Source organism: Agrobacterium deltaense RV3, assembly GCF_900013505.1.
Taxonomy (GTDB): Bacteria; Pseudomonadota; Alphaproteobacteria; order Rhizobiales; family Rhizobiaceae; genus Agrobacterium; species Agrobacterium leguminum.
Window position 1 is genome coordinate 678989 of record NZ_LT009745.1, and the last position, 22777, is coordinate 701765.

Below are 22777 nucleotides of genomic sequence, written 5' to 3' on the forward strand. Positions count from 1 at the left end.
CTTTGCGTTACAGGATTCGCGCGCGTTTCAGCACGAACCAGGCGAGAGCAACCGAAATCGCGATGAAGATGCTGGCCGACAATGTGCCGCCCGTGCCGACGGTAAACGGCAGCTCATCCGTATTCATGCCGAAGAAACCGGTGACCAGCGAGGGCGGCAGCAGGAATGCCGTCATCAGCGACAGGATATAAAGGTGCCGGTTGGTTTCGGACGAGAGTTTGGAATCGATTTCTTCATGCAGCAGCCTTGCCCGCTCCTGCAGGGCGTAGACATCGTGGTCGACAGCCTCCAGACGGCCCATCAGGCGTGAGGCGACATCCTCGAAACCATTCGGCATCTCGTCATCATCGGCGGCCGAAGCCCGCCGCATCAGGGTCAGCACGGTGCGCAGATGCCGGTGCAGGCGAACCACCGTGCGGCGCAGCGGGGCAAGACGCCGCCGTTCGTCACGGTTCTCGCTGTCATAGACCATATCCTCGATGGCGTTCAGTTCTTCCGTCGTCTCCATCACCAGATTGATGAGCGAGCGCTGGAATTCCGCCACCAGCCCCTCGAACACATGCGATGGCGTGAGGTAACGGTTGGAATTCTTGTCGATCGCCGCTTTCAGCCGGTCCACCGAATGCAGCGGCTGCAGGCGGGTGGTGATGATGAAACGGTCGCTCACCGCAAAATGCAGCCAGCCGAAATCGCGCGTTTCCTTGTCGAATTCCCGCTGGAAATCGACAAGCGTGCCGTAAAGCGATTTTTCATCGACCACGATGGACGGATGCGTCTCATGGGTCGTAAGGCTTGCCCGCGCCGCCGGATCGAGACCTTCGATGGTCTCGAGAAAAGCCGCCACACGCTGATCGGCGAGGTTGAGATGCAGCCAGAAGAACCCTTCGCACTCGGCCATTTCGTGAAAGCCGGCATCGGGCGCGAGCCGCCGGCACGGGGCTGTGCCGGGATGAAACTGATAGGCCCAGACAAGGCCGGGAATAACGGGCGTTACGAGATCCATCGTGGCAGTCCTGACCGGCTGGATGGGAGGAGGGAGGCGTCCGTCGTTCCGGTGTGGGAGCGGCGGCGGCGAGGCGCCTTTCAGCGCATGCTGAGCAAATTCATATGACAGTTTTATAACAATCCCGCCGAAATGACGGGAATTTTCAAATTGACGTTTACGTAAAAATCATTTAGCCCGAAGGCAGTAGCAAGATGCCAGAGCTTCGGGAGGAGGCAGCATGTATAGCGCGCCGGTGGACGATATCGCCTTTACACTCAAACATGTAGCGGGTCTTGAAGACGCGCTGTCTGCGGGTGCGCTGGGAGACCTTGGGGAAGATCTGGTCGATGCCATTCTGCACGAAGCCGGCCGTTTCGCCACCGCAGAGGTCGCGCCGCTCGCCGAGATCGGCGACCGCCAGGGCGCAAAGCTTGCCGACGGCGAGGTGACGACTCCGGATGGCTGGCCCGATCTTTACCGCCGCTGGGCGGAAGCGGGCTGGAACAGCCTGACGGCGCCGGAAGAATTCGGCGGCCAGAACCTGCCGCATATGCTGAATGTCGCCGCACTCGAAATGTGGAATTCCGGCTCCATGGCCTTTGCGCTGGCCCCGACGCTGACCATGGGCGCGGTGGAAGCCCTTGTCGCCCACGGCAGCGATGACCTCAAGCGCACCTATCTGCCGAAACTCGTCTCCGGCGAATGGACCGGCACCATGAACCTCACCGAGCCGCATGCGGGTTCGGATCTCGGCGTCCTGAAGACCCGGGCGGAGCGCAATGGCGACGGCACCTACCGCATCTTCGGCCAGAAGATTTTCATCACCTGGGGCGAACACGACGCGGCGGACAATATCATCCACCTCGTTCTCGCCCGCCTGCCGGATGCGCCGGCCGGCACGCGCGGCATCTCGCTTTTCCTCGTGCCGAAATTCCTGCCCGATGACAACGGTGCGCCGGGCAGCCGTAACGATCTGTTCTGCCATTCGCTCGAACACAAGCTCGGCATTCACGGCTCGCCCACCTGCACGATGATCTTCGGCGATGGCAAATTCGGCGAAGAGAAGGGCGCTCTTGGCTGGCTGGTCGGTGAAGAGAACAAGGGTCTCGCCTGCATGTTCACCATGATGAACAACGCCCGCCTTGCCGTCGGCATGCAGGGCGTGGCGATCTGCGAAGCCGCCACCCAGAAGGCCATCGAATACGCCAGGGAGCGCACGCAGGGCAAGGCGCCCGGCTGGCAGGGTTCCGGCATGAGCCCGATCATCGAACACCCCGATATCGCCAGAACGCTTCTGACGATGAAGGCGCTGACGCAAGGATCGCGGGCAATTTCCTTCAGCTGCGCGCACGCCATCGACATGGCGCATGCGAGCGAAGACGCCCCGCAGCGCGCTCACTGGCAGGAGCGCGCTGCCCTTTTGACACCCATCGCCAAATCCTTCTCCACCGATGCCGGCGTCGATGTCGCCTCCATGGGCATTCAGGTGCATGGCGGCATGGGCTTTATCGAGGAGACCGGTGCTGCGCGTTATCTGCGCGATGCCCGCATCGCGCCGATTTATGAAGGCACCAATGGCATTCAGGCCATCGATCTGGTGCTGCGCAAGCTGCCGCTCTCCGAAGGCGCGCAGGTGCGCGGTTTCATCGCCGAATTGCGTGAGGTCGCCGCCCGCACAGCCGCTTCGAACCGCGACGATCTCGGCGAGACAGGCCGTTATCTCGAAGCAAGCCTTGCCGATCTGGAAACGGCGACCGACTGGCTGCTGGACCGCATCAAGGCAGGCGAAACCGAAACCGCGCTCGCCGGCGCGACACCCTATCAGCGCCTTTTCGGCCTGGCGCTCACCGGCGCCTATCTCGCCAAGGGCGCTTTGGCCGCCGTCGATGATGGCAGGAGCGGGCATCGCGCAGCCCTTTGCCGTTTCGCGGCGGAAAATCTGCTGGCGGAAACGGCAGCGCTGAAGGACCGCGTTATCGCCGGCGCGGCAAGCCTTGCCGCCGCCCGCACCGTATTGGCTTGAGGAGGCTCAGATGTCGGACGAACACATTCTCGTCGAGCGCGTCGGCCATGCGCCGGAAGTTTTGACCATCCGCTTCAACCGGCCGGACAAGAAAAACGCCATCACCGATGCCATGTATCTGCGCATGGCAGACGCCCTCCACGCTGCCAATGCGGACCCGGAAATCCGCGTCGTCGCCTTTCTCGGCACGGAAGGCTGCTTCTCCGCCGGTAACGACATGGCCGATTTTCTGGCCTTCGCCATGTCGGGCGGAAAGGGCAAGCTCGCCGCGCTCGAGCTTCTGAAAGCGCTCGTCGCTTTCGAAAAGCCCATGGTATCCGGCGTCGACGGGCTCGCCATCGGCATCGGCACGACGCTGAACCTGCATTGCGACCTGACGGTCGCTTCCAGCCGCAGCCTGTTCAAGACCCCATTCGTGGATCTCGCTCTGGTGCCGGAAGCGGCCTCCAGCCTGCTCGTGCCGAAACTCATGGGACACCAGCGCGCCTTTGCACTGCTTGCCATGGGCGAAGGTTTTACTGCTGAACAGGCGTTGCAGGCCGGGATGATCTGGAAAGTCGTCGCCCCTGAACATGTGGAGAGCGAAACGCTGGCGCTTGCCACCCGGCTCGCGGCCAAACCGCAGCAGGCGCTGAAGATCGCCCGCGATCTGGTTCGCGGCAACCCGGACGATCTTCTCGCCCGCATCGAAGAGGAAGGCCGTCATTTCATTGCGCAGCTGCAAAGCGCCGAAGCGCGCGCCGCCTTCGAGGCATTCATGCGCCGTTAAGCGTTCCGGCAGGAATTCCTTGCGGTTAAGCAACCGGGCAATATGGGTTGGGTTAAATAATGCAACGTCATCGCCCGAAAGCCACCCGCATGCGTCACGTCGTTTTCGCCCTGTCCGTCTTCCTCTGCGCCGCCACTGTCACTGAAGCGGCGGCGATAACGCGCCCTCCGGCGGCTTCCGCCGGCAATGTCATTCTGGCGCAATCCGTCATTACCGAAGACGATGGCTCGGATTATTATTCCGGCCGCAATCGCGACCGCCAGCGCCGCGCCCGTTTCGTCTGCGTCATCACCCCGCCGGAGAGCGCCAATCGCCGCCGGCCCTATGTCTGCCCCATCGAGCGGGGCCGCGTGGGCGGCGCCTGCCGCTGCTCGGGCGTGGTCGGTAACGGCACGGTCGATACGGCCTGGTGATTATTTCTCCAGCGTCGCCACCGCTTCCACATGCGGCGACCACAGGAACTGGTCGACCGGCGTGACGCGGGTGATGCGATAGCCGCCTTCCATAAGGATGGTGAGATCGCGCGCAAGCGTCAGCGGATTGCAGCTTACCGCAACGATCTTCTTCACCGTGCTGCGGGCCAGTTCCTTGCACTGGAATTCCGCACCGGCGCGCGGCGGATCGAACACGACTGCATCGTAATTCTTCAGTTCGCTTGTCATCAGCGGTCGGCGGAAGAGATCGCGTTTCTCGACGCTCACCGGTTTGAGGCCCTGCGTGTTGCGGGCGGCAAAATCCAGCGCCTTCAGCGGCTTGTCTTCTGCTTCCACCGCATGCACCTTGCCGATGCGTGCGAGCCTCAGCGCGAAGGTGCCGGAACCGCAGAAGAGATCGGCAATGCGCTTCGATTTGCCGATATGGGCAAGCACCAGCTCGGCCATGGCGTCTTCCGCCTGCTTCGTCGCCTGCGTGAAACTGCCGGCCGGGGGTGAAACCGCAACGCCGCCGAATTCGATGATCGGCTTTTGCGGTTCGATCAGGATTTCACCTGAGAGCGAAACACGGGCAATGCCGCGCATGGCGAGCACCGTTTCCGTGAGGGTGCGCCGCTGCTTGTCGCTGACCGACTTGATGCCTTCGACCGAAATATCGAGACCCGAGAGCGTTTCGAGAACGGTCATGCGGAATGGTTCGGCATTCGCCACCATGGAAAGCCCGATGGCGCGGATGGCATCCAGCCGCGAGACGATGCCGGGCGAGGTGACGGGACATTCCTCGATAGCGACGATGTGATGGCTGTTCGCCTGGCTGAAACCGAGCAGCAGACCCTTTTCCGTCTTGCGGGCGGCAAACACCGCGCGGCGGCGCTCGCCGGGGCGACAGATGACGAGATCGTCCACCGGCGGCGTCAGGCCCTTTGATTTCAGTGCCGAAACCACCAGCTCCCGCTTGTAGGCATGGTAAGGTTGATCGGAAAGATGCTGCAGCGAACAGCCGCCGCAGGTGCCGTTCTTGCCATCGGGGCCGAAATGGCGGCAGGCCGGTTCACGGCGCTCCGCCGAGGCCTCCGTTATCGACATGACGGTGCCGTGATCTTTCACCTTCGCAATCGCGACCGTTTCGCCGGGCAGCGCGAAGGGCACATAGACCGGGCCGTCGGGACAGTGCGCGATGCCGTCGCCCTGCGCGCCGAGGCTCTTGATGGTGACGGTCTGTGTGCTCATGGCTTTTCGCCTCCGAGAAGAAATTCGATGTTGCCGTCGCCGCCGGAAATCGGCGAGGGAATGAGGCCGAGGCTTTTCCAGCCCATGTCCTCGGTCAGCCAGCGTTCCAGTTCGGCGGCCACGGCAGGCGCCGTTTCCGGTTCTTTCAACAGTCCGGCCTTGCTGATGGCGTCACGCCCCGCCTCGAATTGCGGCTTCACCAGCAGAACCGCGAGAGCGCCGGTTTCCGCAAGCTCGAGTGCCGGCGCAAGCGCAAGCTTCAGCGAAATAAAGGACACGTCGGAGACGATGAAGCCGATGGGCCGGTCATCGATATCTTCCGCCGTCAGGAAGCGCGCATTCAGCCCTTCCAGATTGGTCACCCGCGGATCGTTCTCGATTCTGGCATGCATCTGCCCGTGGCCGACATCGATGGCGGTGACGTGTTTGGCGCCGCGCTCCAGCAACACCTCGGTGAAACCGCCGGTCGAAGCGCCGACATCGAGACAGTCATGGCCCTTCGGATCGAGCCGGAAATGATCGAGCGCGGCCACGAGCTTCAGCGCTGCGCGCGAAACATAGGCCTGCGCCGGATCGCTGATGGCGATTTCGGCATCGCCGGCGACGGTCTGGCTCGGTTTGGTGACGATTTTACCGTTGACGCTCACGGTGCCGCGTGCAACCGCGTCGCGCGCACGCGAGCGGCTGGCGAAGTGGCCGAGCGACACGAGAAGCTGGTCAAGCCGTTCATTTTCAGATGTTTTGGACATGGTCCCGTGTCAATGACCGCCAAACCCCGCCGATGCAAGCGATTTATCGCTGAAAGGGACCGACGATGCCCGCTGTCGCCCATTGATGTTGCACCGCAAAGTCAGAATGTTCGATTAATCCAATATAAAGGCTTGTATTGCACTTTGTGCACAAGGCCCGTGCGGCCACCGGAACCTGCCATGACGGCATCTCCTCCCATCCACAAAATTGCGGCCGTTGCAGCGCAGACGCTTGCTTCGAGGCATCGGGTCGCCGAGAGAGTTTGCGATGTCGCTTAAAAACCTCCCCATCAATCTGAAGCTCATAGCCACCTTCTGTGCCTTGATGAGCGTGTGCCTGCTCGCTTCCGCGGTCGTATTCTGGCAGACGCTGGGGAGCGAGCGTGTCACGATCGAAAACAACCGTACCAAGGATATCATCCAGGCCGTGGATGGCGCGACGGCAGCCATGCTGGAACAGGCCGTCAATCAGCGTGGCTTCCTGCTGTTTCGCAGCGACAGCACCTATAACGATGTATTCGCCCAGCGCGACCTGATGCTGAAGAAGCTCGATGAGGCCCGCGCGCTGGCCGTCGGCCGGCCGGACATTCTGACATCCATCGACGACATGCAGAAATCCGCCACCGTGTTCTTCAAGGAACTGGCGGAACCGCAGATCGCCGCACGCAAGACGACCGAAGCGCCGATTTCCGAAATCATCGAAATCGGCCGCAATCAGGCCAAGGGCCAGCTCGATGGCTTCCGCGCCTCCGCCGCCAAGATCAAGGAACAGTTGAACGGCCTGTCCACCGCTTACGCGGCAGAACAGCAGGCCGCCGCAATGAACCTGAAATATGCGCTTCTGGGTGGCGGTGCCGTTGCCGGTCTTCTGGCCGTTGCCCTCATCTGGGCGCTGTCGCGCTCCATCGTCACGCCCATCGTTGGCATGACGGCGGCAATGAGCAGGCTTGCCGATGGCGATCTGACGACGGAAGTTCCCGCTACGGATCGTGGCGACGAAGTCGGCAAGATGGCGAAGGCCGTTCTGGTCTTCAAGGAAGCCGGGCTGGAAAAATCCCGCCTTGCCGGCGAGACCGACCGCATGCGCTCCGCGACGGAGGCTGAACGCCGCCGCAACGAGGAAGAAAAGGCAAAGGACGAAGCCGCCAGCGCTTTTGCCAGCGCCGAGCTTGGCAAGGGCCTTGCCGCTCTCGCGGATGGCGATCTTTCCTATCGCATCGAGACGCCCTTTGCGCCCGCCATCGACCCGGTTCGCGTGAATTTCAACAGCGCCGTCGAAAAACTCCAGCAAGCGCTGCGCACCGTCGGTGAGAACGCCGCCGCGATCAATGCCGGTGCTTCGGAAATGCTCTCCGCCGCCGACGACCTGTCGCGCCGCACCGAACAGCAGGCGGCCTCCATCGAGGAAACCGCCGCAGCCTTGGAAGAAGTCACCACCACGGTGCGCGACAGCGCCCGCGGCGCGGAAGATGCCGGCAATCTGGTCCAGCGCGCTCGCGCCGGTGCGGAAAAGTCCGGCGTCGTGGTCCGCAAGGCGGTCGCCGCCATGCGTGAAATCGAGAAGTCTTCCGGCGAAATCGGCAACATCATCGGTGTCATCGACGATATTGCCTTCCAGACCAACCTGCTGGCGCTGAACGCCGGCGTCGAAGCCGCCCGCGCCGGTGATGCCGGCAAGGGCTTTGCGGTGGTTGCGCAGGAAGTCCGCGAACTCGCCCAGCGTTCCGCCAATGCCGCCAAGGAAATCAAGACGCTGATCGGCGCTTCCAGCCAGCAGGTGGAAAACGGCGTCAATCTGGTCGACGAGACCGGCAAGGCTCTGGAACTCATCGTGGCGGAAGTCGAGGAGATCAATGCCCATGTCAGCGCCATCGTCGTTGCTGCCCGCGAACAGGCCACCGGCCTGCAGGAAATCAATACGGCCGTGAACACCATGGACCAGGGAACGCAGCAGAATGCCGCCATGGTGGAACAGCAGACCGCCGCCAGCCATTCGCTGGCCCGCGAAGCGGAAGCGCTGAACAGCCTGCTCGGCCAGTTCAGAATGGATGGCGCACGCGCTGCCGTTGCCAGTGCCGGCGGCTATTCCGCGCCGCGCCAGTCTTCCGCCAGGCCCGCCTTCCAGTCCGCGCCGGCCGCACCGGCCCGCAAGGCTCCGGTAAAATCGGCCTCCGCAACCGCAAGGCCTGTCGCCTCGCCGGCCCGTGCGCTTGGCCAGAGCCTCGCCCGCGCCTTCGGCGGTGCGGCCGAAGCACCGGCTGCCAAGGATCAGGACTGGACGGAGTTCTGAGTCGGGCTTTCAGATTGAACCTATGGATTGGGGGCCGAAAGGCCCCCTTTTTGCATCGGTCATTTCAAACGGGAAACGCCGCTTGGAGTTTTTTCGCTTTTCTTCGAAGCACGAAAACACTCTAACTCTTTGTTTTGGCACATTTCCGGACGGAAAGCCGGGGTCCACTTTTCCTGAAATGCTCTATGTGCCCTGTAGCCGGAACATCCGCGCAAAGAACAGCTCGTCCGACAGGCGGTGAAGCAGGGCGGCAATACCGGCGGTCGCGGCAATGGCGAAAACAAGCCGCCCGGCGAGAACGCCATAAACATCCGCGCCAAGCGACATCACCACGAGCGTGTCCTCGATCACGCTATGGGCAAAACCCATGAACACGCAGGACAGAAACACCTGCCGCGGCGAGATCGTCCCCGATTGCGCCTCGCGGATCAGGAAGCCGGCGCCGTAGGAAATGCCGAGAAACAAGCCGATCGCGGTAAGATGTTCAGCCTCGCCGCGAATGCCCGCAAGACGCAGCAGGGGCGAGAGCGCTTTCATCATTAGCGCCAGCACGCCCGTTAGTCTTAGGATTTCAAGGCAAAGGGAAAGTGCAAGCAGGATGACGAGCATCCAGACCATGGTTTCCCCGAGGCCGAGGAAATAGGCGGTCCATTCAGGCGTGGCGCTCATCGCAATCCAGGTGGGGTTTACCGGGCCTGACAGCCATCCCATCGCCTCCAGAACGTAATGCAGCATGAAGGCATAGAGCAATCCGCCGCCGACGCGCAGCGCCGTGGTGACGATCATGCCCGGTCCCGCCTTTTCAATGATCTTCTGTTCGATGGGCAGGCCATGGGCGAACAGGATCAGTGCCGAAAAAACGGTGATATCCGCAACGGTGAGCGACGATGCGGGCACAAGCGTGAAGATGAGCGGCACCGCACCCCATATGCCGACCAGCATTGCTGTCAGCCAGGCAAGACCAAGCTCCGGCGGCAGCCCGATGAGGTTCATGACCGGCGCAAAGGCAGGCGCCACCGCCTCGATCGCGCCCATCCTCGACAAGAGCTCGGTCAGAATGGCAATCGGAACCGTGATCCGCACAAGCACCCAGTAGATTGCAAGCGTTTCCCGCGTTTTTTGCCAGACGGGCAGGAAAAGTGGCATGTGAGGCTCCCTGAAGGTTGTTCCCATTCACTAATCCCGGCGCGTTCGCATTTGCGGTCAAAGATTGCAGTTTCATGCAATTTTATTGCAAATCTAGTGGCGAGCGATATGCTGCCGGCATGGATCGGATCGACCGGAAACTTCTGAACCTTTTGCAGAACGATGCGTCGCGCACGAATGTGGATATGGCCGATGAAGTCGGGCTATCTCCATCCAGTTGCCTGCGCCGCCTGCAGCGGCTGCGCAAGTCTGGCGTGATCGACCGCATCGTGGCGATCCTCAACCCCGCAAAGGCGGGACGGGTGATCAAGGCTCTGGTGACGGTGGAGCTGAAATTGCACGGCGAGCAGCATATGCGCCGCTTTCTGGATATTGTGAGCGCCGAAGAGGCCGTGTCGCAGGCCTATGCCGTGACCGGCGCAACCGATGTCGTGCTGATGCTGCGCTTGCGGGATATGGAAGAATTCGACGCCCTGTGCGACCGGCTCTTCCGCGACCAGCACAATGTTGCGCGCTTTGTCACCATGGTCGTCATCAAGACGGCGAAAGAGGAAACGGCCATAAGGCTTTAACCGGAGCCCTTCGCGGTTTTCCAGAAAGGTAATTTCCAGATGGCGCCTCGCGTTAAGCTACACATTCTGGACGGTTCATATGGGATAGCCCGGCTTCATGCGTCCGAAGCCATTCCGGCATGGGCCGATGGCGGTGGATTTGTCAGTGTCACCCGGACCGATGACGAGCTTTCCATCGTCTGCCGGGCAGAGCGCATACCGCTTGATGTGCGGGTCGATGCGGGTTGGTCGTGTTTCAAGTTTCAAGGCCCGTTTGCCTTTGATGAGACCGGTATCGTTTTGTCGGTCATCGCGCCGTTGTCGACCAATGGAATAGGAATATTCGTGGTTTCGACTTTCGATGGCGACCATCTGCTGGTGAAGTCGAACGATCTGGAGAAAGCGCTCGACCTGCTGGCAAATGCAGGACATTCCCTCGTCTAGGAATCCATTTCGCCACGATGTTTTTTGAAGAGGTGCGTTTTGAATAGTGAAATCGAACTGCCGGTGCAAAAGCAGCTTGAGGCCTACAATGCCCGTGACATCGATGCCTTCATGCTCTGGTGGGCGGATGATTGTCAGTATTACGCTTTCCCGGCGACGCTTCTGGCAGGAAGCGCGGCAGAGATTCGGGAACGTCACATCGAGCGCTTCAAGGAACCGGATCTCTATGGGAAACTGCTGACGCGCATTGTCGTTGACAATGTCGTCATCGACCACGAAACGGTTACCCGCAACTTTCCGGAAGGAAAGGGAGAGGTCGACGTTGCCGGCATCTATGAAGTTGAGAACGGCAGGATCGCCAAGGCTTGGTTCAAAATCGGCGAACCGCGGATATTGTCGCGAAAATCCTAGCGCCTTTAAAAGGATGCACGCGTGAGATTCCTTACGATTCACGTCGCTATGCGGCGTAATCCGCCCGCATGGGGTGCCAGACGGAAATATCGCGTGGGGCGTCCAGAAGCCCGGGCAGGGCGTCGTGCCATGCCTGCCGATAGGGGCGGTGAATCTGAACGTCGATGACGTCCTGATGGTCGCTCCAGGTCTCATGCAGCAGGAAGCGGTTCTCGTTTTCACCGTCCCGGTGCAGGGTTGCGTTCACGAAGGTCTCTTCGTGCCGCATGGCGTCGAGCAGTGCATTCAGCAATTCGAGAAAGCGCTCGCGCTGGCCGGGGCGGACCTGAAAGCCGATGAGATAGGTGGTGTGCACGGGTCTTACTCCTTGGTGCCTTGCATCAGTGCTTCGCGGGTTGCCGCGTCGGCGGGATAAAAACACTCCAGCACCAGTTCGGACAGCGTGACGTCTGTGGCCGTTCCGAAAACCGTGGTGGTTGAAATGAAGCTCAATATGCCGCCCGAAGACGGATCGCGAAGCTGGAGCGGTATGGCCAGGGGGTCGGCCCCGGCGGCATGGGGCGAGGCCTTTGGTGCAGGATAGGCCGCAAGCTCCGCATGCAGCCGGGAAAGCACCTCGTCTCCCGTCTCTTCGACCTGGCGACGCAGGCGTTCCAGCAGGTGATGACGCCATTCGGCGAGGTTGACGATGCGCGAACTCAGGCCCTGCGGATGCAGGCTCAGCCTCAAGGCGTTGAGCGGCGGGAGAAGCAGCTCTTCTGAAACGCCGGCCAGGCGCGACGTGATCGCGCCATTGGCGAGAACGACGTTCCAGTGCCGGTCAACGGCAAGGGCGGGGAAGGGCATATGCCCGTGCACCACAGTTTCGACCGCCTGCCGGGCCGCCGCCATGTCGGGCGCGTCCATCGGCCGTTCGGAATGAACAGGCGCATAACCCGCCGCCAGCATCAGCCGGTTGGCGGCGCGGGCGGGCATGGAAAGCTGCTCCGCCAGTTTCACGAGCATCTCGCGGCTGGGGGATGATCGCCCGCTTTCCACGAAACTCAGATGGCGCGCGGAGATATCCGCCTCCATCGCCAGATCGAGCTGGCTCAACCTGCGGCGCGCACGCCATTCCTTCAGCACCTGGCCGACATGTTCTCGATGATGTGTCATGCCCCGCAGCCTAGCAGAAGAGAGCGGCAATGCGATTACCTCTGAGGTAATTGTTCCGCTTCCCGACCCCCGGCATGTTTGGGCCGCCAACCAGAAGGAGCGCAATCATGACGCAGCATCTCGCAATCGCCGAAACCTATCTCGCAGCATGGAACGAGGAGGACAATGAACGCCGCAGGCATCTCGTCGGTCAGGAATGGGCAGAAAATACGCGCTATGTCGATCCGCTGATGCAGGGCGAGGGACAGCAGGGGATCGCCGCGATGATCGAAGCGGCGCGGGAGAAATTTCCGGGATATCGTTTCGTTCTTGCCGGCACCCCGGATGGCCACGGCAATTTCACCCGTTTCTCATGGCGGCTCATTTCGCCTGATGGGGATGATGTCGCTGGTGGAACCGATGTCGTCAGCCTGAATGCGGAGGGGCGGATCGAAAACGTTGTCGGTTTTCTTGATGGCGCTGCATCCTGAGGCAGAGGCGGGATCGTCCCGCCTCCTGTCCCCGCAATCTTTCAGCCCGCAAATCCCACGCCGGCCTGACGCTGGCCAAGTGCATTGAACACGGTGGAAACGATGCCGGCCCGGTCGAGGCCGGCATTGGCATACATGGTCTCCGGCTTTGCCTGCTCCACCCACTGGTCGGGCAGGGTCAGCGTCCGTACCTTCGGACCATGGTCTAGCAGGCCGGCGCTCGCCATGAAATGCAGCACATGCGCGCCGAAACCGCCGACGGAGCCTTCCTCGATGGTCACCAGCACTTCGTGATGGGCCACAAGCTGGCGGATAAGGTCGAGATCGAGCGGTTTGGCGAAGCGCGCATCGGCAACCGTGGTGGAAAGGCCAGCCGCATCGAGATCTTCGGCAGCCGCAAGGCATTCCGCCAGCCGCGTGCCGAAGGAGAGCAGCGCGACCTTCGTGCCTTCCTTGATGATACGGCCCTTGCCGATCTGAAGAATCTCACCGCGCGCGGGCATCTCGACGCCCACGCCTTCACCGCGCGGGTAACGGAAGGAAATCGGGCCTTCATCGTAAGCCGCTGCCGTGCGGACCATATGTTTCAGCTCCGCCTCGTCGGCCGCCGCCATCACCACCATGCCGGGCAGGGTGGCGAGGAAAGTCGTGTCGAACGAACCGGCATGGGTCGGCCCGTCAGCACCGACAAAACCGGCGCGGTCGATGGGGAAACGCACGGGCAGGCTCTGGATGGCCACATCATGCACCAGCTGGTCGTAACCGCGTTGCAGGAAGGTGGAATAAAGCGCACAGAAAGGCTTGTAACCGTCCGCCGCAAGCCCCGCCGCAAAGGTGACGGCGTGCTGTTCGGCAATGCCGACATCGAAGGTGCGGGCCGGGAAAAGCTCGGCCATCTTGTCGAGGCCGGTGCCGTTCGGCATGGCGGCCGTCACACCGATGATCTTGTCGTCGAGGGTGGCTTCCTGAATCAGCGCTTCGGCAAAGACGCTGGTATAGCTCGGCGCATTCGGCTTGGCTTTCGCCTGCGCGCCGGTGATGACATCGAACTTGTTGACGCCGTGATATTTGTCAGCCGCCGCTTCCGCCGGCGCATAACCCTTGCCCTTCTGCGTCACCACATGGATGAGAACAGGGCCTTTCTGATTGTCGCGCACATTGCGCAGCACCGGCAGCAGATGATCGAAGGAGTGACCGTCGATCGGGCCGATGTGATAGAAACCAAGCTCCTCGAACAGCGTGCCGCCGGTCACATAACCGCGCGCATGGGTCACGGCGCGGGTAATGGCGCGGTCGATGGTCTTGCCGAGATAGGCGGTGAGTTTCTTGCCGAAATCGCGGAAGCCCATATAGGTGCGGCCGGAGGCGAGGCGCGCCAGATAAGCGCTCATCGCGCCCGTCGGCGGCGCAATCGACATGTCGTTGTCATTGAGGATGACGATCAGTCGTGCATCGAGCGCACCGGCATTGTTCAGCGCTTCGAACGCCATGCCCGCCGACATCGAGCCGTCGCCGATGACGGCGATCACCTTGCGGTCGCTCTGATCCAGACCCGCCGCCACCGCCATGCCGAGACCGGCGGAAATGGAGGTGGAGGAATGGCCGGCGCCGAAATCGTCATAGTCGCTTTCGGCCCGCCGGGTGAAGCCGGAAAGCCCGCCTTCCTGCCGCAGCGTGCGAATGCGGTCGCGACGGCCGGTGAGGATTTTATGCGGATAACATTGGTGGCCGACATCGAAGATCAGCCGGTCTTCGGGCGTGTTGAAGACCTTGTGGATGGCAATCGTCAATTCCACCACGCCAAGCCCGGCTCCCAGATGGCCACCGGTCTTCGACACCGCGTCAATCATCTCGTCGCGCAGTTCCCGTGCCAGTTCCGGCAGGTCGCGATCGTCGATCTCCTTGAGATCGGAGGGGAAATTCACCCGGTCGAGCAGTGGGGTCTGGGGCATTCCGGTCAATCGTTCGGCCTTTTCTCGTGGTCAGCAGGGGGCACCGGAGCGGCTTTCATGGTGAAAGCCGAAGGTCCATTCCTGCATGTCGTACACTTCTATAGAATTTCAACCTTCCGGCAAAGGGACAAACTCTTCTTCGTCGCCGGGAACGATATCGAAGCGTCCGGTTCTCCACTCCTGTTTGGCCTGCTCTATGCGTTCTTTTGATGACGAAACGAAGTTCCACCAGATGTAGCGGCGCTGATTGAGCGCCGCCCCGCCGAAGATCATGATGTGACAGCCATTGCTGCCGGCCTGAAGCGTGATGTCGTCACCCGGCCGGAAGACGAGGAGCTGATCGGCGGCGAAGATATCGCCCGCCACATCCAGCGAACCGGACAGAATATAGATCGCCCGCTCCTCGTGATCGGCGGAGAAGGGAAATTTCACACCCGGCTCCAGCGTCAGGTCGACATAAAGGGTATCGGTAAAGGCCGAAACCGGGGAGGTGAGGCCTTCGAATTCGCCGATCACCACCCGGCCGGTAGCGCCCTTGATATCGATCAGCGGCATGTCTTCCCTGGCCGTATGGGCAAAGGCGGGGTCGATTTCTTCCATGTGGTCTGGCAGGGCAAGCCATGTCTGCAGGCCGGACATGGAAAGGGGATGGCCGCGCAGGTTTTCGGGCGTGCGTTCCGAGTGAACGATGCCGCGCCCGGCCGTCATCAGGTTGATGTCGCCGGGGCGGATGACGAGTTCGGTGCCGAGACTGTCGCGATGCTTGATTTCGCCGTCGAACAGATAGGTGACGGTGGAAAGCCCGATATGTGGATGCGGTTTGACGTCGAGTGCCTCTCCGGCCTTCAGGATCGCCGGGCCCATGCGGTCGAAAAAGATGAAGGGGCCGACGAGACGCCGCTGCCGGGTCGGCAGGGCGCGGCGCACGGCAAAGCCGCCAATGTCGCTGGTGCGCGGAATGATGAGGTTTTCGATGGCGTCGCAGGCAAAGGCGTCACCCGCGACGGGATCGTTGCCGGGAAAGAAGGACATATTTTGCTCCTCGTATCTTCGAACGGGAGTTTATCACAACTGATGGTGCGGGGGAGCATCGGGATATCGAACGCTGTGTTTGTGCGTCGTTAGCGGATGAGGGGGGAGCGAATTTAACTCTGCTTAACCTACAAACTCCCTCATTCCTGTGCTTGTCACAGGAATCCAGCCAGACCAAGTCCTTGGGCTGAAAAGACTTTTCCCGCCGCGCAGACGCGCGTCGACTGGCTTCCTGTGACAAGCACAGGAATGAGGGAGGGTGGGGTCGTTTGTCGAATCAACCAAACGTTCCGCCTGCCGGACAATCACTCCCCGTCCAGCGGCTCCACACCCTGCGGCTTGCCGGCCCGGTCGAGGCGAATCTTCTCGATTCGCTTTTCGGCAGCGTTCAACAGTGTTTCGCAATGCTTCTTCAGGGCTTCGCCGCGCTCATAGATGGCGATGGATTCGTCCAAGGCCACGTCTCCGCGTTCCAGGCGTGCGACAATGCTTTCCAGCTCGGCGACGGCTTTTTCAAAGGAATAACCGCTGACATCGGCTGTGTTGGCATTTTCCGTCATGTTCAACCCTTCATCATTCTCAAAATATGCATGGCTGCCGATTCCGCCAGCCCTTCCAGATCATAACCGCCTTCCAGCAGGCTGACGACCCGGTTCGACGTGTATTTATCGGCCATTTCCAGAAGCCGGCCCGTTGCCCAGTCGAAATCCTCGCCCACCAGATTGATCTGCGCCAAGGGATCGCGGTGATGCGCGTCGAAGCCGGCGGAGATGAGGATGAGATCGGGCGAAAAATCGGCAATCGCCGGCAACACGCGGGATTTGAAGGCCTCGCGGAAATATTCGCTGCCGGTGTTGGGCGAAAGCGGCGCGTTGACGATGTTGTTCTTCACGCCGGTTTCGTTTTTGTCGCCGCTCCACGGGTAAAGCGGCATCTGGTGGGTGGAACAGAACAGCACGGAGGTGTCGTTCCAGAAGATATCCTGCGTGCCGTTGCCGTGATGCACGTCCCAGTCGATGACGGCGACGCGCTCCGCGCCGTGCGCATTCTGCGCATGGCGGGCGGCAATCGCCACATTGTTGAAAAGACAGAAGCCCATGGCCTTTGCGGTTTCCGCATGGTGGCCGGGCGGGCGGGCGGCGACGAAGACATTGTCGGCAGCGCCGGTAAACACGTCATCCACCGCCGCCATGGCGGCACCGATGCCGGTCAGTGCCGCCTGCAGGCTTTTTTGCGAGACGTAGGTGTCGGCCTCGACGCGGTTGATCTCGCCATCCTCTTCGGGGATCTGCCGCATGACGGCAAGCAGATGCTCCTCCGGATGCGCCAGCAGCACCGCATCCTCATTCGCCTGCGGCGCTTCTTTGCGTTCCAGCCGCTCGAAATTCGGGTGTTCGAGCGCGATGTTCAGCGACCGCAGGCGGTCCGGCCGCTCGGGGTGGCCGGATGGCGTGATATGCTCCAGGAAGATCGGATGTTCGTATAAACGCGTCGCCATTCTTTTCCTCCCGAAGAAAGTCCGTTCAGGCGCGCTGCGGCAGAAGCGGATAACCGGCCATCACGGCGCGGCCGGCAAGTGCGGCAAGCACGGCCTTCAGCGCATCGCCCGGAATGAAGGCGAGCGAACCCATGAAGGCCTTTTCGAAACCGAGCCCGACGACCAGTGCCAGATAGGTGATGCCGAAAGCATAAAGCACGACCACGCCGCCAATCAGGCTGGCGACGAAGAAACCGATGCCCTGTGTGAGAGCGGACTGGCCGCGATTGACGAGTTTTTCCGAGAGCGTGCCGGTGACGAAGGCAGCTGCGATCCAGCCGATCAGGAAGCCGGTGGTCGGCGTCGTGAAGATCGAAAGGCCGCCGCGTCCGCCCGAAAGCACCGGCAGGCCGATGGCGGCAATAAGTATCGTCAGGAGAACCGCCAGCGTACCGCGCTTCGCGCCCAGCACGACACCGGCCAGCATGACGCCGAGCGACTGCGCGGTGATCGGCACGGGAATGAAACCGAGCGTGATCGGCGGCAGAAGCCCGAGTGCGATGATGATGGCGGAAAACAGCGAAATCAGCACAAGGTCGCGGGTCGTCATGGCTCGGAAACTCCGGATGGTTATCTGGCCGTCAGCTTTGGCCTCTGAAACCGCGCGCGTCAATGGCGTCGGCAATGGCATCGGCATCCTTCAACGTCATAATCACCAGCGGCACGATGATGGTGGCCATCCGCACAGGCAGGCCGCGCGCCCGATGCGCATCGCGCACCGCATGGTAACGGTTGACGATTTCAGGCACGAACCGCACGACGAGCCCGACCGAAAGCCCGATATCGGCGGCATTCACCAGCCCCAGCCTTTCCAGCGGGGCGGCGGCAAGCGCGATCTCGTCCATGAATTGCGAGATGCTGACAGTGATGGTGACGGCGGTGGCAAGCAGCGCCAGCGCCGTCAGCCGCAAAAGATTGACACTGGCATCATGGGCCGGAAGCAGGAGGTAGCTGAAGGCGGCGACGAGGAAGATTGTCAGCATCACCGGCCGCAGCCGCAGGCCGATATCCTTGAAAGGCAGTCGCGTAGCGCCCAGAATAAGGGCGGCCAGAACCGTCGCGCCTGCGAGAACCAGCTGATCGCGGGTGAGGAACAATGCGATGCTGAAACCCATGAGCGTCAGCAGCTTGAGGCGCGGCGAGACGCGGTAGAGCCAGCCAGTGCCTTCCACATGCAGCGATTTCATCGCGATGCCACCTCCAGATAGCACGCCACCGCTTCCTCGGGTGCGGCGTCGGCGACCAGCGCGCCTTCATGGAACACCAGCACCCGGTCGAAACCCGCAACCAGCGGCAGATCGTGGGTGATGACGATCAGCGCCTGCGACAGCGCCGCCATGGTCTTTTCCACGGTGGCTCGGTTTTTGAGATCGAGCTGATTGGTCGGCTCATCGAGAATGAGGAGCTGCGGTTCGGTGACCAGAAGCGCCGCCAGCGCCGCCAGTTGCAATTCGCCGCCGGAAAGCTCATGCGCGCGCCGTTTTTCGAGGTGAGGGATGCCGAGCCGGGCGAGAACGGCTTTCACCCGGGCTTCGGTTTCGGCCTTGCCGAGACCGAGCCGTTTCAGCCCGAAGGCGACATCGTCGCGCACGATCGGCAGGATGATCTGGTTCTGCGGATTCTGGAAGATAAAACCGACCGTCTGCAAGACCGCCTTGGCGTCGCTCACGGTGTCGAGGCCGTTCACCGAAACCTTGCCCTCGCTCGGTTTGTTCAGCCCGTTGATCAGCCGGGCAAAGGTGGTCTTGCCGGAACCATTGAGGCCGATTACGCCGATGCGCCGTTCCGTCAATGTCACAGACAGCGGCTGCAGGGCCTGGCGGCCCTCGAAAGCGACGCCGGCGGCGGTAAAACGGATTTCCAAGCTTACATCCTCGCGTACTTTTTCCGGTTCTATACCCCGTCATCAGCAGAAGTGAAACAAGGAACAAAAAAAGAACATTGCAATCGCGAAAAAGCCGTCATACCTTCTGCTCCATGGTGATCAAGGTTTCAAACGAAGCGGCAAGACGAATTTTTCTGGCGCGGCAGGGGCTTTCCTCTCCGCCCGGCAAGGCGCTTTCCAAGGATGGCCTGTTGCAGCTCATCACCGATATCGGTTTTGTGCAGGTGGACAGCATCGGCACGGTGGAGCGCGCCCACCACCAGATTATTTTCGCCCGCAACCAGACCTACAGGCGCGGCCATCTGACCACGCTTTTGGAAAAGGACCGGGCGCTTTTCGAGCACTGGACGCATGACGCCTCCATCCTGCCGACGGAATTTTATCCCTATTGGAAACATCGTTTCCGCCGCCGCGAGCCGATCATTCAGGAGCGCTGGCGCAAATGGCACGGCGAGGGCTTCGATGCGGCTTTCGGGGAAACGCTGGAGCGCATCGCCGCCACCGGTCCGGTTCTGGCGCGTGAACTGAAGGAGGAGGGGCATCAGTCCGGCGGTTGGTGGAACTGGCATCCCTCCAAAACCGCACTTGAATATCTCTGGCACACCGGCAAGCTCGCGATTGCCGGCCGCGTCAATTTCCAGAAGGTCTATGATCTCGCCGAACGGGTCATTCCCGGCGAGCATCACGAAACCGAAGTAGAACACGCCGAATTCGTTGACTGGGCCTGCCGTGAGGCGCTGAAGCGGCTGGGTTTCGCCACCCATGGCGAAATCGCCGCCTTTTTCGATCTCGTCACCCCGCAGGAGGCGAGGGACTGGGTCAAGAACCATCGCGATGAACTCTGCGAGGTCTCGCTTCTTTCCAGCGACGGGGACAATGCCCGCCCGTCTTTTGCCTTTGCCGATTTCACCGCCGACCTGACAGACGTGCCGCAACCTTCCGCCCGCGTCCGTGTCCTCAGCCCCTTCGACCCGCTGCTGCGTGACCGAAACCGCACGGAGCGGCTGTTCGGCTTCTATTACCGCATCGAGGTCTTCGTGCCCGAGCCGAAACGGCAATATGGCTATTATGTCTTCCCGCTTCTGGAGGGTGACAGGCTGATCGGCCGCATCGACATGAAGGCGGATCGCAAGCGCGGCACGCTGGATGTACGCCGCCTGTGGCTGGAGCCGAGCGTGCGTGCTTCGGCCGGTCGGCTGGAGAAGCTCGACGCGGAACTGGTGAGGCTGGCGAAGTTTACCGGGGTGGAGAGCGTGAATTATCTGGAGGGCTGGCGGGAGGTATAATTGCTTCCCAGGCCACGGTCTTTCGTCATGCTCGGGCCTGTCCCGAGCATCTGCAACGGACAACGTGTTGAAAGCGTTCGCAGATCCTCGGCACAAGGCCGAGGATGACGTAGAGCGGGCGGAGAGCGCACCAAACCGAAGCGCTCCCGCGACGACCCCAAATCAACCGATATCAGTCGCCGAAATCTTGATGCCGAACCCCTCGAGACCGACGTAATGCCGCTCGCGGGTGGTCATCAGCTTGATGGAGCTGATGCCGAGGTCTTTCAGGATTTGCGCGCCGAGGCCGATTTCCAGCCATTCGTTTTCGCGCGAACGGGCCTGCGCATGCGCCTCATCCGGATCACGGGCCTTGCGACGTCCGGCCACCTGGCCGACGCCGACCGAGCCTTCGCGCAGATAGACGATGACGCCGCGGCCTTCTTCGGCGATCTTCTGCATATAATGCCGCACCGGCTGGCGGTCGCCGAACACATCGTCGGCCACGTTTTCGGGGTGCAGGCGCACGGGAATGTCGATGCCGTCGCGGATATCGCCGAAAATCACCGCCATATGCTGCATCGGATCCCAGGGCAGGGAATAGGTCTGCGCCTTGGCGGGTCCGAAGGGCGTCTCGATGGTGAAGGAGGACTCCATCTCCACCAGCGTTTCCTTGCGCTGGCGATAGGCGATGAGATCGGCGACCGAAACGTGCTTCATGCCGTGTTTTTCGGCGAAATCCAGCACCTGCGGTCCGCGCATCACCGTGCCGTCGTCATTCACCAGCTCGCTGATGACGCCGATGGGCGGCAGGCCGGCGAGCCGGCAGAGATCGACCGCCGCTTCGGTATGGCCGGAGCGCATCAATACGCCGCCCTCGCGGGAAATCAGCGGGAAGATGTGGCCCGGCCGGGTGAAATCGGAGGCACCAACATTGGGATTGGCAAGGTTGCGCACCGTGAGCGTGCGGTCATCGGCGGAAATGCCTGTCGTGGTGCCGTGCTTGAAATCGACGCTGACGGTGAAGGCCGTGGTATGCGCGCTGTCATTTTCCGCCACCATGGCGTTGAGGTTCAGCCGCTTGGCTTCCTCGCGCGGCATGGGCGCACAGACGATACCGGACGTGTGGCGCACGATCAGCGCCATTTTCTCCGGCGTGCAGTGAACCGCCGAAATGATCAGATCGCCTTCGTTCTCACGGTCGTCATCATCGGTCACGACAACGATTTCACCGGCTTCGAAAGCGCGGATGGCGTCCACGACGCGTTTCTGGTCATAGGCCATGGCGATATCCCCTCACTTCAAACGGCCGGTCTGGCCGCGATCCCTCAGATAATGGTCGGCAACGGTGCAGGCGATCATCGCTTCGCCGATAGGCACGGCGCGGATGCCGACGCAGGGGTCGTGGCGGCCCTTGGTGCGCACATCCACATTGTTGCCGTCGGTATCGATGGAAAGACGCTCCGTCAGAATGGAGGAGGTGGGCTTGATGGCGAAGCGGGCGATGACAGGCTCGCCGGTCGCAATGCCGCCCAGAATGCCGCCGGCATGGTTGGAGAGGAAGATCGGCTTGCCGTCATTGCCCATGCGCATCTCATCGGCATTTTCCTCGCCGGAAAGCTCGGCGGAGGCGAAACCTTCGCCGATCTCCACGCCCTTGACGGCGTTGATCGACATCAGGCTGGAGGCGATATCCTGATCGAGCTTGGCATAGATCGGCGCGCCGATGCCGGCCGGAACCCCTTCAGCCACCACTTCGACGACGGCCCCGATGGAGGAGCCGGCCTTGCGGATGCCGTCGAGATACTCTTCCCACACTGGCACCATGGCGGCATCCGGGCAGAAGAACGGGTTCTGGTCGACCTGAGCCCAATCCCAGTTGTCGCGGTTGATTTTGTGCTTGCCGATCTGCACCAGCGCGCCGCGCACATTGAGGCTCGGCACCACCTTGCGGGCAATCGCACCGGCCGCGACACGCGCCGCCGTCTCGCGCGCGGAAGAACGTCCGCCGCCGCGATAGTCGCGAATGCCGTATTTCAGGTCATAGGTGAAATCCGCATGGCCGGGACGGAAGCGCTTGGCGATCTCGCCGTAATCCTTGGAGCGCTGGTCGGTATTTTCGATCAGCATCGAAATCGGCGTGCCGGTGGTTATCATCGTCTCGCCGTCCTCATCCAGCATCACGCCGGAGAGAACCTTGACGATGTCATCCTCGCGGCGCTGCGTCACGAAACGGCTTTGGCCCGGTTTGCGTTTGTCCATCCAGTGCTGCACCTCGGCAAGGGTGAAGCGAATGCCGGGCGGGCAGCCATCCACCACGCAGCCAAGTGCAGGCCCGTGGCTTTCTCCCCAGGTGGTAACGCGGAAAAGATGACCGAAACTGTTATGCGACATATTTTCAAAACCGGAAAACAGGGCGCCTGCGGGGAGCGCCGTTTAAGACAAGCGG

24 protein-coding genes are annotated in these 22777 nt (G+C 61.6%); 9 read left to right on the forward strand and 15 right to left on the reverse strand.

The window, feature by feature from the left end:
* Window positions 1-7 precede the first annotated feature (7 nt).
* Complete coding sequence (locus AGR7B_RS03375; protein WP_080856017.1) at window positions 8-1003, reverse strand: transporter; 996 nt, start codon at window positions 1001-1003, stop codon at window positions 8-10.
* 220 nt (window positions 1004-1223) lie between these two features.
* On the opposite strand from AGR7B_RS03375, the gene AGR7B_RS03380 reads away from it, so the two are divergent.
* From AGR7B_RS03380 to AGR7B_RS03390, 3 genes are all read left to right on the forward strand, one after another.
* On the forward strand, window positions 1224-3008 hold the full coding sequence (locus tag AGR7B_RS03380; protein WP_080856018.1) for an acyl-CoA dehydrogenase family protein: 1785 nt from the start codon (window positions 1224-1226) through the stop codon (window positions 3006-3008).
* A gap of 10 nt (window positions 3009-3018) precedes the next feature.
* Complete coding sequence (locus tag AGR7B_RS03385; RefSeq protein ID WP_003521065.1) at window positions 3019-3777, forward strand: crotonase/enoyl-CoA hydratase family protein; 759 nt, start codon at window positions 3019-3021, stop codon at window positions 3775-3777.
* A gap of 89 nt (window positions 3778-3866) precedes the next feature.
* Window positions 3867-4190: a hypothetical protein gene (locus AGR7B_RS03390; RefSeq protein WP_003521066.1), complete on the forward strand. Its 324-nt coding sequence runs from the start codon at window positions 3867-3869 to the stop codon at window positions 4188-4190.
* Here AGR7B_RS03390 and AGR7B_RS03395 read toward each other — a convergent pair whose 3' ends face one another.
* Both AGR7B_RS03395 and AGR7B_RS03400 read right to left on the reverse strand, forming a co-directional pair.
* Complete coding sequence (locus AGR7B_RS03395; RefSeq protein WP_080856019.1) at window positions 4191-5441, reverse strand: class I SAM-dependent RNA methyltransferase; 1251 nt, start codon at window positions 5439-5441, stop codon at window positions 4191-4193.
* Window positions 5438-6190, reverse strand: a complete 753-nt coding sequence (locus tag AGR7B_RS03400; protein WP_065654332.1) for a TlyA family RNA methyltransferase — start codon at window positions 6188-6190, stop codon at window positions 5438-5440. Before AGR7B_RS03400 ends, AGR7B_RS03395 begins: the two co-directional genes overlap by 4 nt.
* Before the next feature lie 268 nt (window positions 6191-6458).
* On the opposite strand from AGR7B_RS03400, the gene AGR7B_RS03405 reads away from it, so the two are divergent.
* Window positions 6459-8480, forward strand: a complete 2022-nt coding sequence (locus AGR7B_RS03405; protein ID WP_078051178.1) for a methyl-accepting chemotaxis protein — start codon at window positions 6459-6461, stop codon at window positions 8478-8480.
* A 183-nt stretch (window positions 8481-8663) separates the two neighbouring features.
* Here the strand turns inward: AGR7B_RS03405 and AGR7B_RS03410 are convergent, their stop codons facing one another.
* Window positions 8664-9626, reverse strand: coding sequence for a nucleoside recognition domain-containing protein (locus AGR7B_RS03410; protein WP_080856020.1), 963 nt, complete (start codon window positions 9624-9626; stop codon window positions 8664-8666).
* A 119-nt stretch (window positions 9627-9745) separates the two neighbouring features.
* Between AGR7B_RS03410 and AGR7B_RS03415 the strand changes: the two genes are divergently transcribed.
* The 3 genes from AGR7B_RS03415 to AGR7B_RS03425 are packed head-to-tail and all read left to right on the forward strand — an operon-like array spanning window position 9746 to window position 11032.
* Window positions 9746-10198: an Lrp/AsnC family transcriptional regulator gene (locus AGR7B_RS03415; RefSeq protein ID WP_078051176.1), complete on the forward strand. Its 453-nt coding sequence runs from the start codon at window positions 9746-9748 to the stop codon at window positions 10196-10198.
* A gap of 39 nt (window positions 10199-10237) precedes the next feature.
* Window positions 10238-10621: an ACT domain-containing protein gene (locus tag AGR7B_RS03420; protein WP_080856021.1), complete on the forward strand. Its 384-nt coding sequence runs from the start codon at window positions 10238-10240 to the stop codon at window positions 10619-10621.
* A gap of 39 nt (window positions 10622-10660) precedes the next feature.
* Window positions 10661-11032: a nuclear transport factor 2 family protein gene (locus AGR7B_RS03425; protein WP_080856022.1), complete on the forward strand. Its 372-nt coding sequence runs from the start codon at window positions 10661-10663 to the stop codon at window positions 11030-11032.
* 46 nt (window positions 11033-11078) lie between these two features.
* Here AGR7B_RS03425 and AGR7B_RS03430 read toward each other — a convergent pair whose 3' ends face one another.
* Window positions 11079-11387, reverse strand: a complete 309-nt coding sequence (locus tag AGR7B_RS03430; RefSeq protein ID WP_080856023.1) for a putative quinol monooxygenase — start codon at window positions 11385-11387, stop codon at window positions 11079-11081.
* A 5-nt stretch (window positions 11388-11392) separates the two neighbouring features.
* Entirely contained in the window at window positions 11393-12187 is a 795-nt protein-coding gene (locus AGR7B_RS03435; protein ID WP_080856024.1) for a helix-turn-helix domain-containing protein, read from the reverse strand.
* 107 nt (window positions 12188-12294) lie between these two features.
* On the opposite strand from AGR7B_RS03435, the gene AGR7B_RS03440 reads away from it, so the two are divergent.
* Complete coding sequence (locus AGR7B_RS03440; RefSeq protein ID WP_080856025.1) at window positions 12295-12657, forward strand: nuclear transport factor 2 family protein; 363 nt, start codon at window positions 12295-12297, stop codon at window positions 12655-12657.
* 41 nt (window positions 12658-12698) lie between these two features.
* On the opposite strand, the gene dxs is transcribed toward AGR7B_RS03440, so the two are convergent.
* From dxs to AGR7B_RS03480, 7 genes are all read right to left on the reverse strand, one after another.
* Window positions 12699-14618, reverse strand: coding sequence for a 1-deoxy-D-xylulose-5-phosphate synthase (gene dxs, locus AGR7B_RS03445; RefSeq protein WP_080856026.1), 1920 nt, complete (start codon window positions 14616-14618; stop codon window positions 12699-12701).
* A 99-nt stretch (window positions 14619-14717) separates the two neighbouring features.
* The gene (locus AGR7B_RS03450; RefSeq protein WP_065654322.1) at window positions 14718-15641 is read right to left on the reverse strand and encodes a pirin family protein; all 924 of its coding nucleotides are present in this window, start codon (window positions 15639-15641) and stop codon (window positions 14718-14720) included.
* Window positions 15642-15946: 305 nt separating this feature from the next.
* On the reverse strand, window positions 15947-16201 hold the full coding sequence (locus AGR7B_RS03460; RefSeq protein ID WP_003503059.1) for an exodeoxyribonuclease VII small subunit: 255 nt from the start codon (window positions 16199-16201) through the stop codon (window positions 15947-15949).
* Between the two features lie 2 nt (window positions 16202-16203).
* Window positions 16204-17139 (reverse strand): histone deacetylase family protein, encoded by a 936-nt coding sequence (locus AGR7B_RS03465; RefSeq protein ID WP_080856028.1) that lies wholly within the window; start codon window positions 17137-17139, stop codon window positions 16204-16206.
* A gap of 25 nt (window positions 17140-17164) precedes the next feature.
* Entirely contained in the window at window positions 17165-17728 is a 564-nt protein-coding gene (locus AGR7B_RS03470; protein ID WP_080856029.1) for a biotin transporter BioY, read from the reverse strand.
* A 31-nt stretch (window positions 17729-17759) separates the two neighbouring features.
* Window positions 17760-18365 carry an energy-coupling factor transporter transmembrane component T family protein gene (locus tag AGR7B_RS03475; protein WP_080856030.1) on the reverse strand — a complete coding sequence of 202 codons (606 nt, stop codon included), beginning with the start codon at window positions 18363-18365 and terminating at the stop codon, window positions 17760-17762.
* Window positions 18362-19042 (reverse strand): energy-coupling factor ABC transporter ATP-binding protein, encoded by a 681-nt coding sequence (locus tag AGR7B_RS03480; RefSeq protein ID WP_080856031.1) that lies wholly within the window; start codon window positions 19040-19042, stop codon window positions 18362-18364. The genes AGR7B_RS03475 and AGR7B_RS03480 overlap by 4 nt, the downstream gene beginning before the upstream one ends.
* A 113-nt stretch (window positions 19043-19155) precedes the next feature.
* On the opposite strand from AGR7B_RS03480, the gene AGR7B_RS03485 reads away from it, so the two are divergent.
* Complete coding sequence (locus AGR7B_RS03485; RefSeq protein WP_080856032.1) at window positions 19156-20349, forward strand: winged helix-turn-helix domain-containing protein; 1194 nt, start codon at window positions 19156-19158, stop codon at window positions 20347-20349.
* Between the two features lie 162 nt (window positions 20350-20511).
* On the opposite strand, the gene ribB is transcribed toward AGR7B_RS03485, so the two are convergent.
* Window positions 20512-21612 (reverse strand): 3,4-dihydroxy-2-butanone-4-phosphate synthase, encoded by a 1101-nt coding sequence (gene ribB, locus AGR7B_RS03495; RefSeq protein ID WP_003521085.1) that lies wholly within the window; start codon window positions 21610-21612, stop codon window positions 20512-20514.
* A 12-nt stretch (window positions 21613-21624) separates the two neighbouring features.
* Window positions 21625-22722 carry a chorismate synthase gene (gene aroC, locus AGR7B_RS03500; protein WP_080856033.1) on the reverse strand — a complete coding sequence of 366 codons (1098 nt, stop codon included), beginning with the start codon at window positions 22720-22722 and terminating at the stop codon, window positions 21625-21627.
* Window positions 22723-22777: the final 55 nt, after the last annotated feature.

Excerpts from the sequence above, each read along its gene's own strand:
- AGR7B_RS03400 (WP_065654332.1), bottom strand. The coding sequence starts at position 6,190 with ATGTCCAAAACATCTGAAAATGAACGGCTTGACCAGCTTCTCGTGTCG.
- AGR7B_RS03475 (WP_080856030.1), bottom strand. The coding sequence starts at position 18,365 with ATGAAATCGCTGCATGTGGAAGGCACTGGCTGGCTCTACCGCGTCTCG.
- AGR7B_RS03435 (WP_080856024.1), bottom strand. The coding sequence starts at position 12,187 with ATGACACATCATCGAGAACATGTCGGCCAGGTGCTGAAGGAATGGCGT.
- AGR7B_RS03485 (WP_080856032.1), top strand. The coding sequence starts at position 19,156 with ATGGTGATCAAGGTTTCAAACGAAGCGGCAAGACGAATTTTTCTGGCG.
- AGR7B_RS03380 (WP_080856018.1), top strand. The coding sequence starts at position 1,224 with ATGTATAGCGCGCCGGTGGACGATATCGCCTTTACACTCAAACATGTA.
- AGR7B_RS03405 (WP_078051178.1), top strand. The coding sequence starts at position 6,459 with ATGTCGCTTAAAAACCTCCCCATCAATCTGAAGCTCATAGCCACCTTC.
- AGR7B_RS03375 (WP_080856017.1), bottom strand. The coding sequence starts at position 1,003 with ATGGATCTCGTAACGCCCGTTATTCCCGGCCTTGTCTGGGCCTATCAG.
- AGR7B_RS03450 (WP_065654322.1), bottom strand. The coding sequence starts at position 15,641 with ATGTCCTTCTTTCCCGGCAACGATCCCGTCGCGGGTGACGCCTTTGCC.
- AGR7B_RS03465 (WP_080856028.1), bottom strand. The coding sequence starts at position 17,139 with ATGGCGACGCGTTTATACGAACATCCGATCTTCCTGGAGCATATCACG.
- AGR7B_RS03395 (WP_080856019.1), bottom strand. The coding sequence starts at position 5,441 with ATGAGCACACAGACCGTCACCATCAAGAGCCTCGGCGCGCAGGGCGAC.
- AGR7B_RS03440 (WP_080856025.1), top strand. The coding sequence starts at position 12,295 with ATGACGCAGCATCTCGCAATCGCCGAAACCTATCTCGCAGCATGGAAC.
- AGR7B_RS03470 (WP_080856029.1), bottom strand. The coding sequence starts at position 17,728 with ATGACGACCCGCGACCTTGTGCTGATTTCGCTGTTTTCCGCCATCATC.
- AGR7B_RS03460 (WP_003503059.1), bottom strand. The coding sequence starts at position 16,201 with ATGACGGAAAATGCCAACACAGCCGATGTCAGCGGTTATTCCTTTGAA.
- AGR7B_RS03415 (WP_078051176.1), top strand. The coding sequence starts at position 9,746 with ATGGATCGGATCGACCGGAAACTTCTGAACCTTTTGCAGAACGATGCG.
- AGR7B_RS03390 (WP_003521066.1), top strand. The coding sequence starts at position 3,867 with ATGCGTCACGTCGTTTTCGCCCTGTCCGTCTTCCTCTGCGCCGCCACT.
- AGR7B_RS03420 (WP_080856021.1), top strand. The coding sequence starts at position 10,238 with ATGGCGCCTCGCGTTAAGCTACACATTCTGGACGGTTCATATGGGATA.
- AGR7B_RS03410 (WP_080856020.1), bottom strand. The coding sequence starts at position 9,626 with ATGCCACTTTTCCTGCCCGTCTGGCAAAAAACGCGGGAAACGCTTGCA.
- AGR7B_RS03385 (WP_003521065.1), top strand. The coding sequence starts at position 3,019 with ATGTCGGACGAACACATTCTCGTCGAGCGCGTCGGCCATGCGCCGGAA.
- aroC (WP_080856033.1), bottom strand. The coding sequence starts at position 22,722 with ATGTCGCATAACAGTTTCGGTCATCTTTTCCGCGTTACCACCTGGGGA.
- ribB (WP_003521085.1), bottom strand. The coding sequence starts at position 21,612 with ATGGCCTATGACCAGAAACGCGTCGTGGACGCCATCCGCGCTTTCGAA.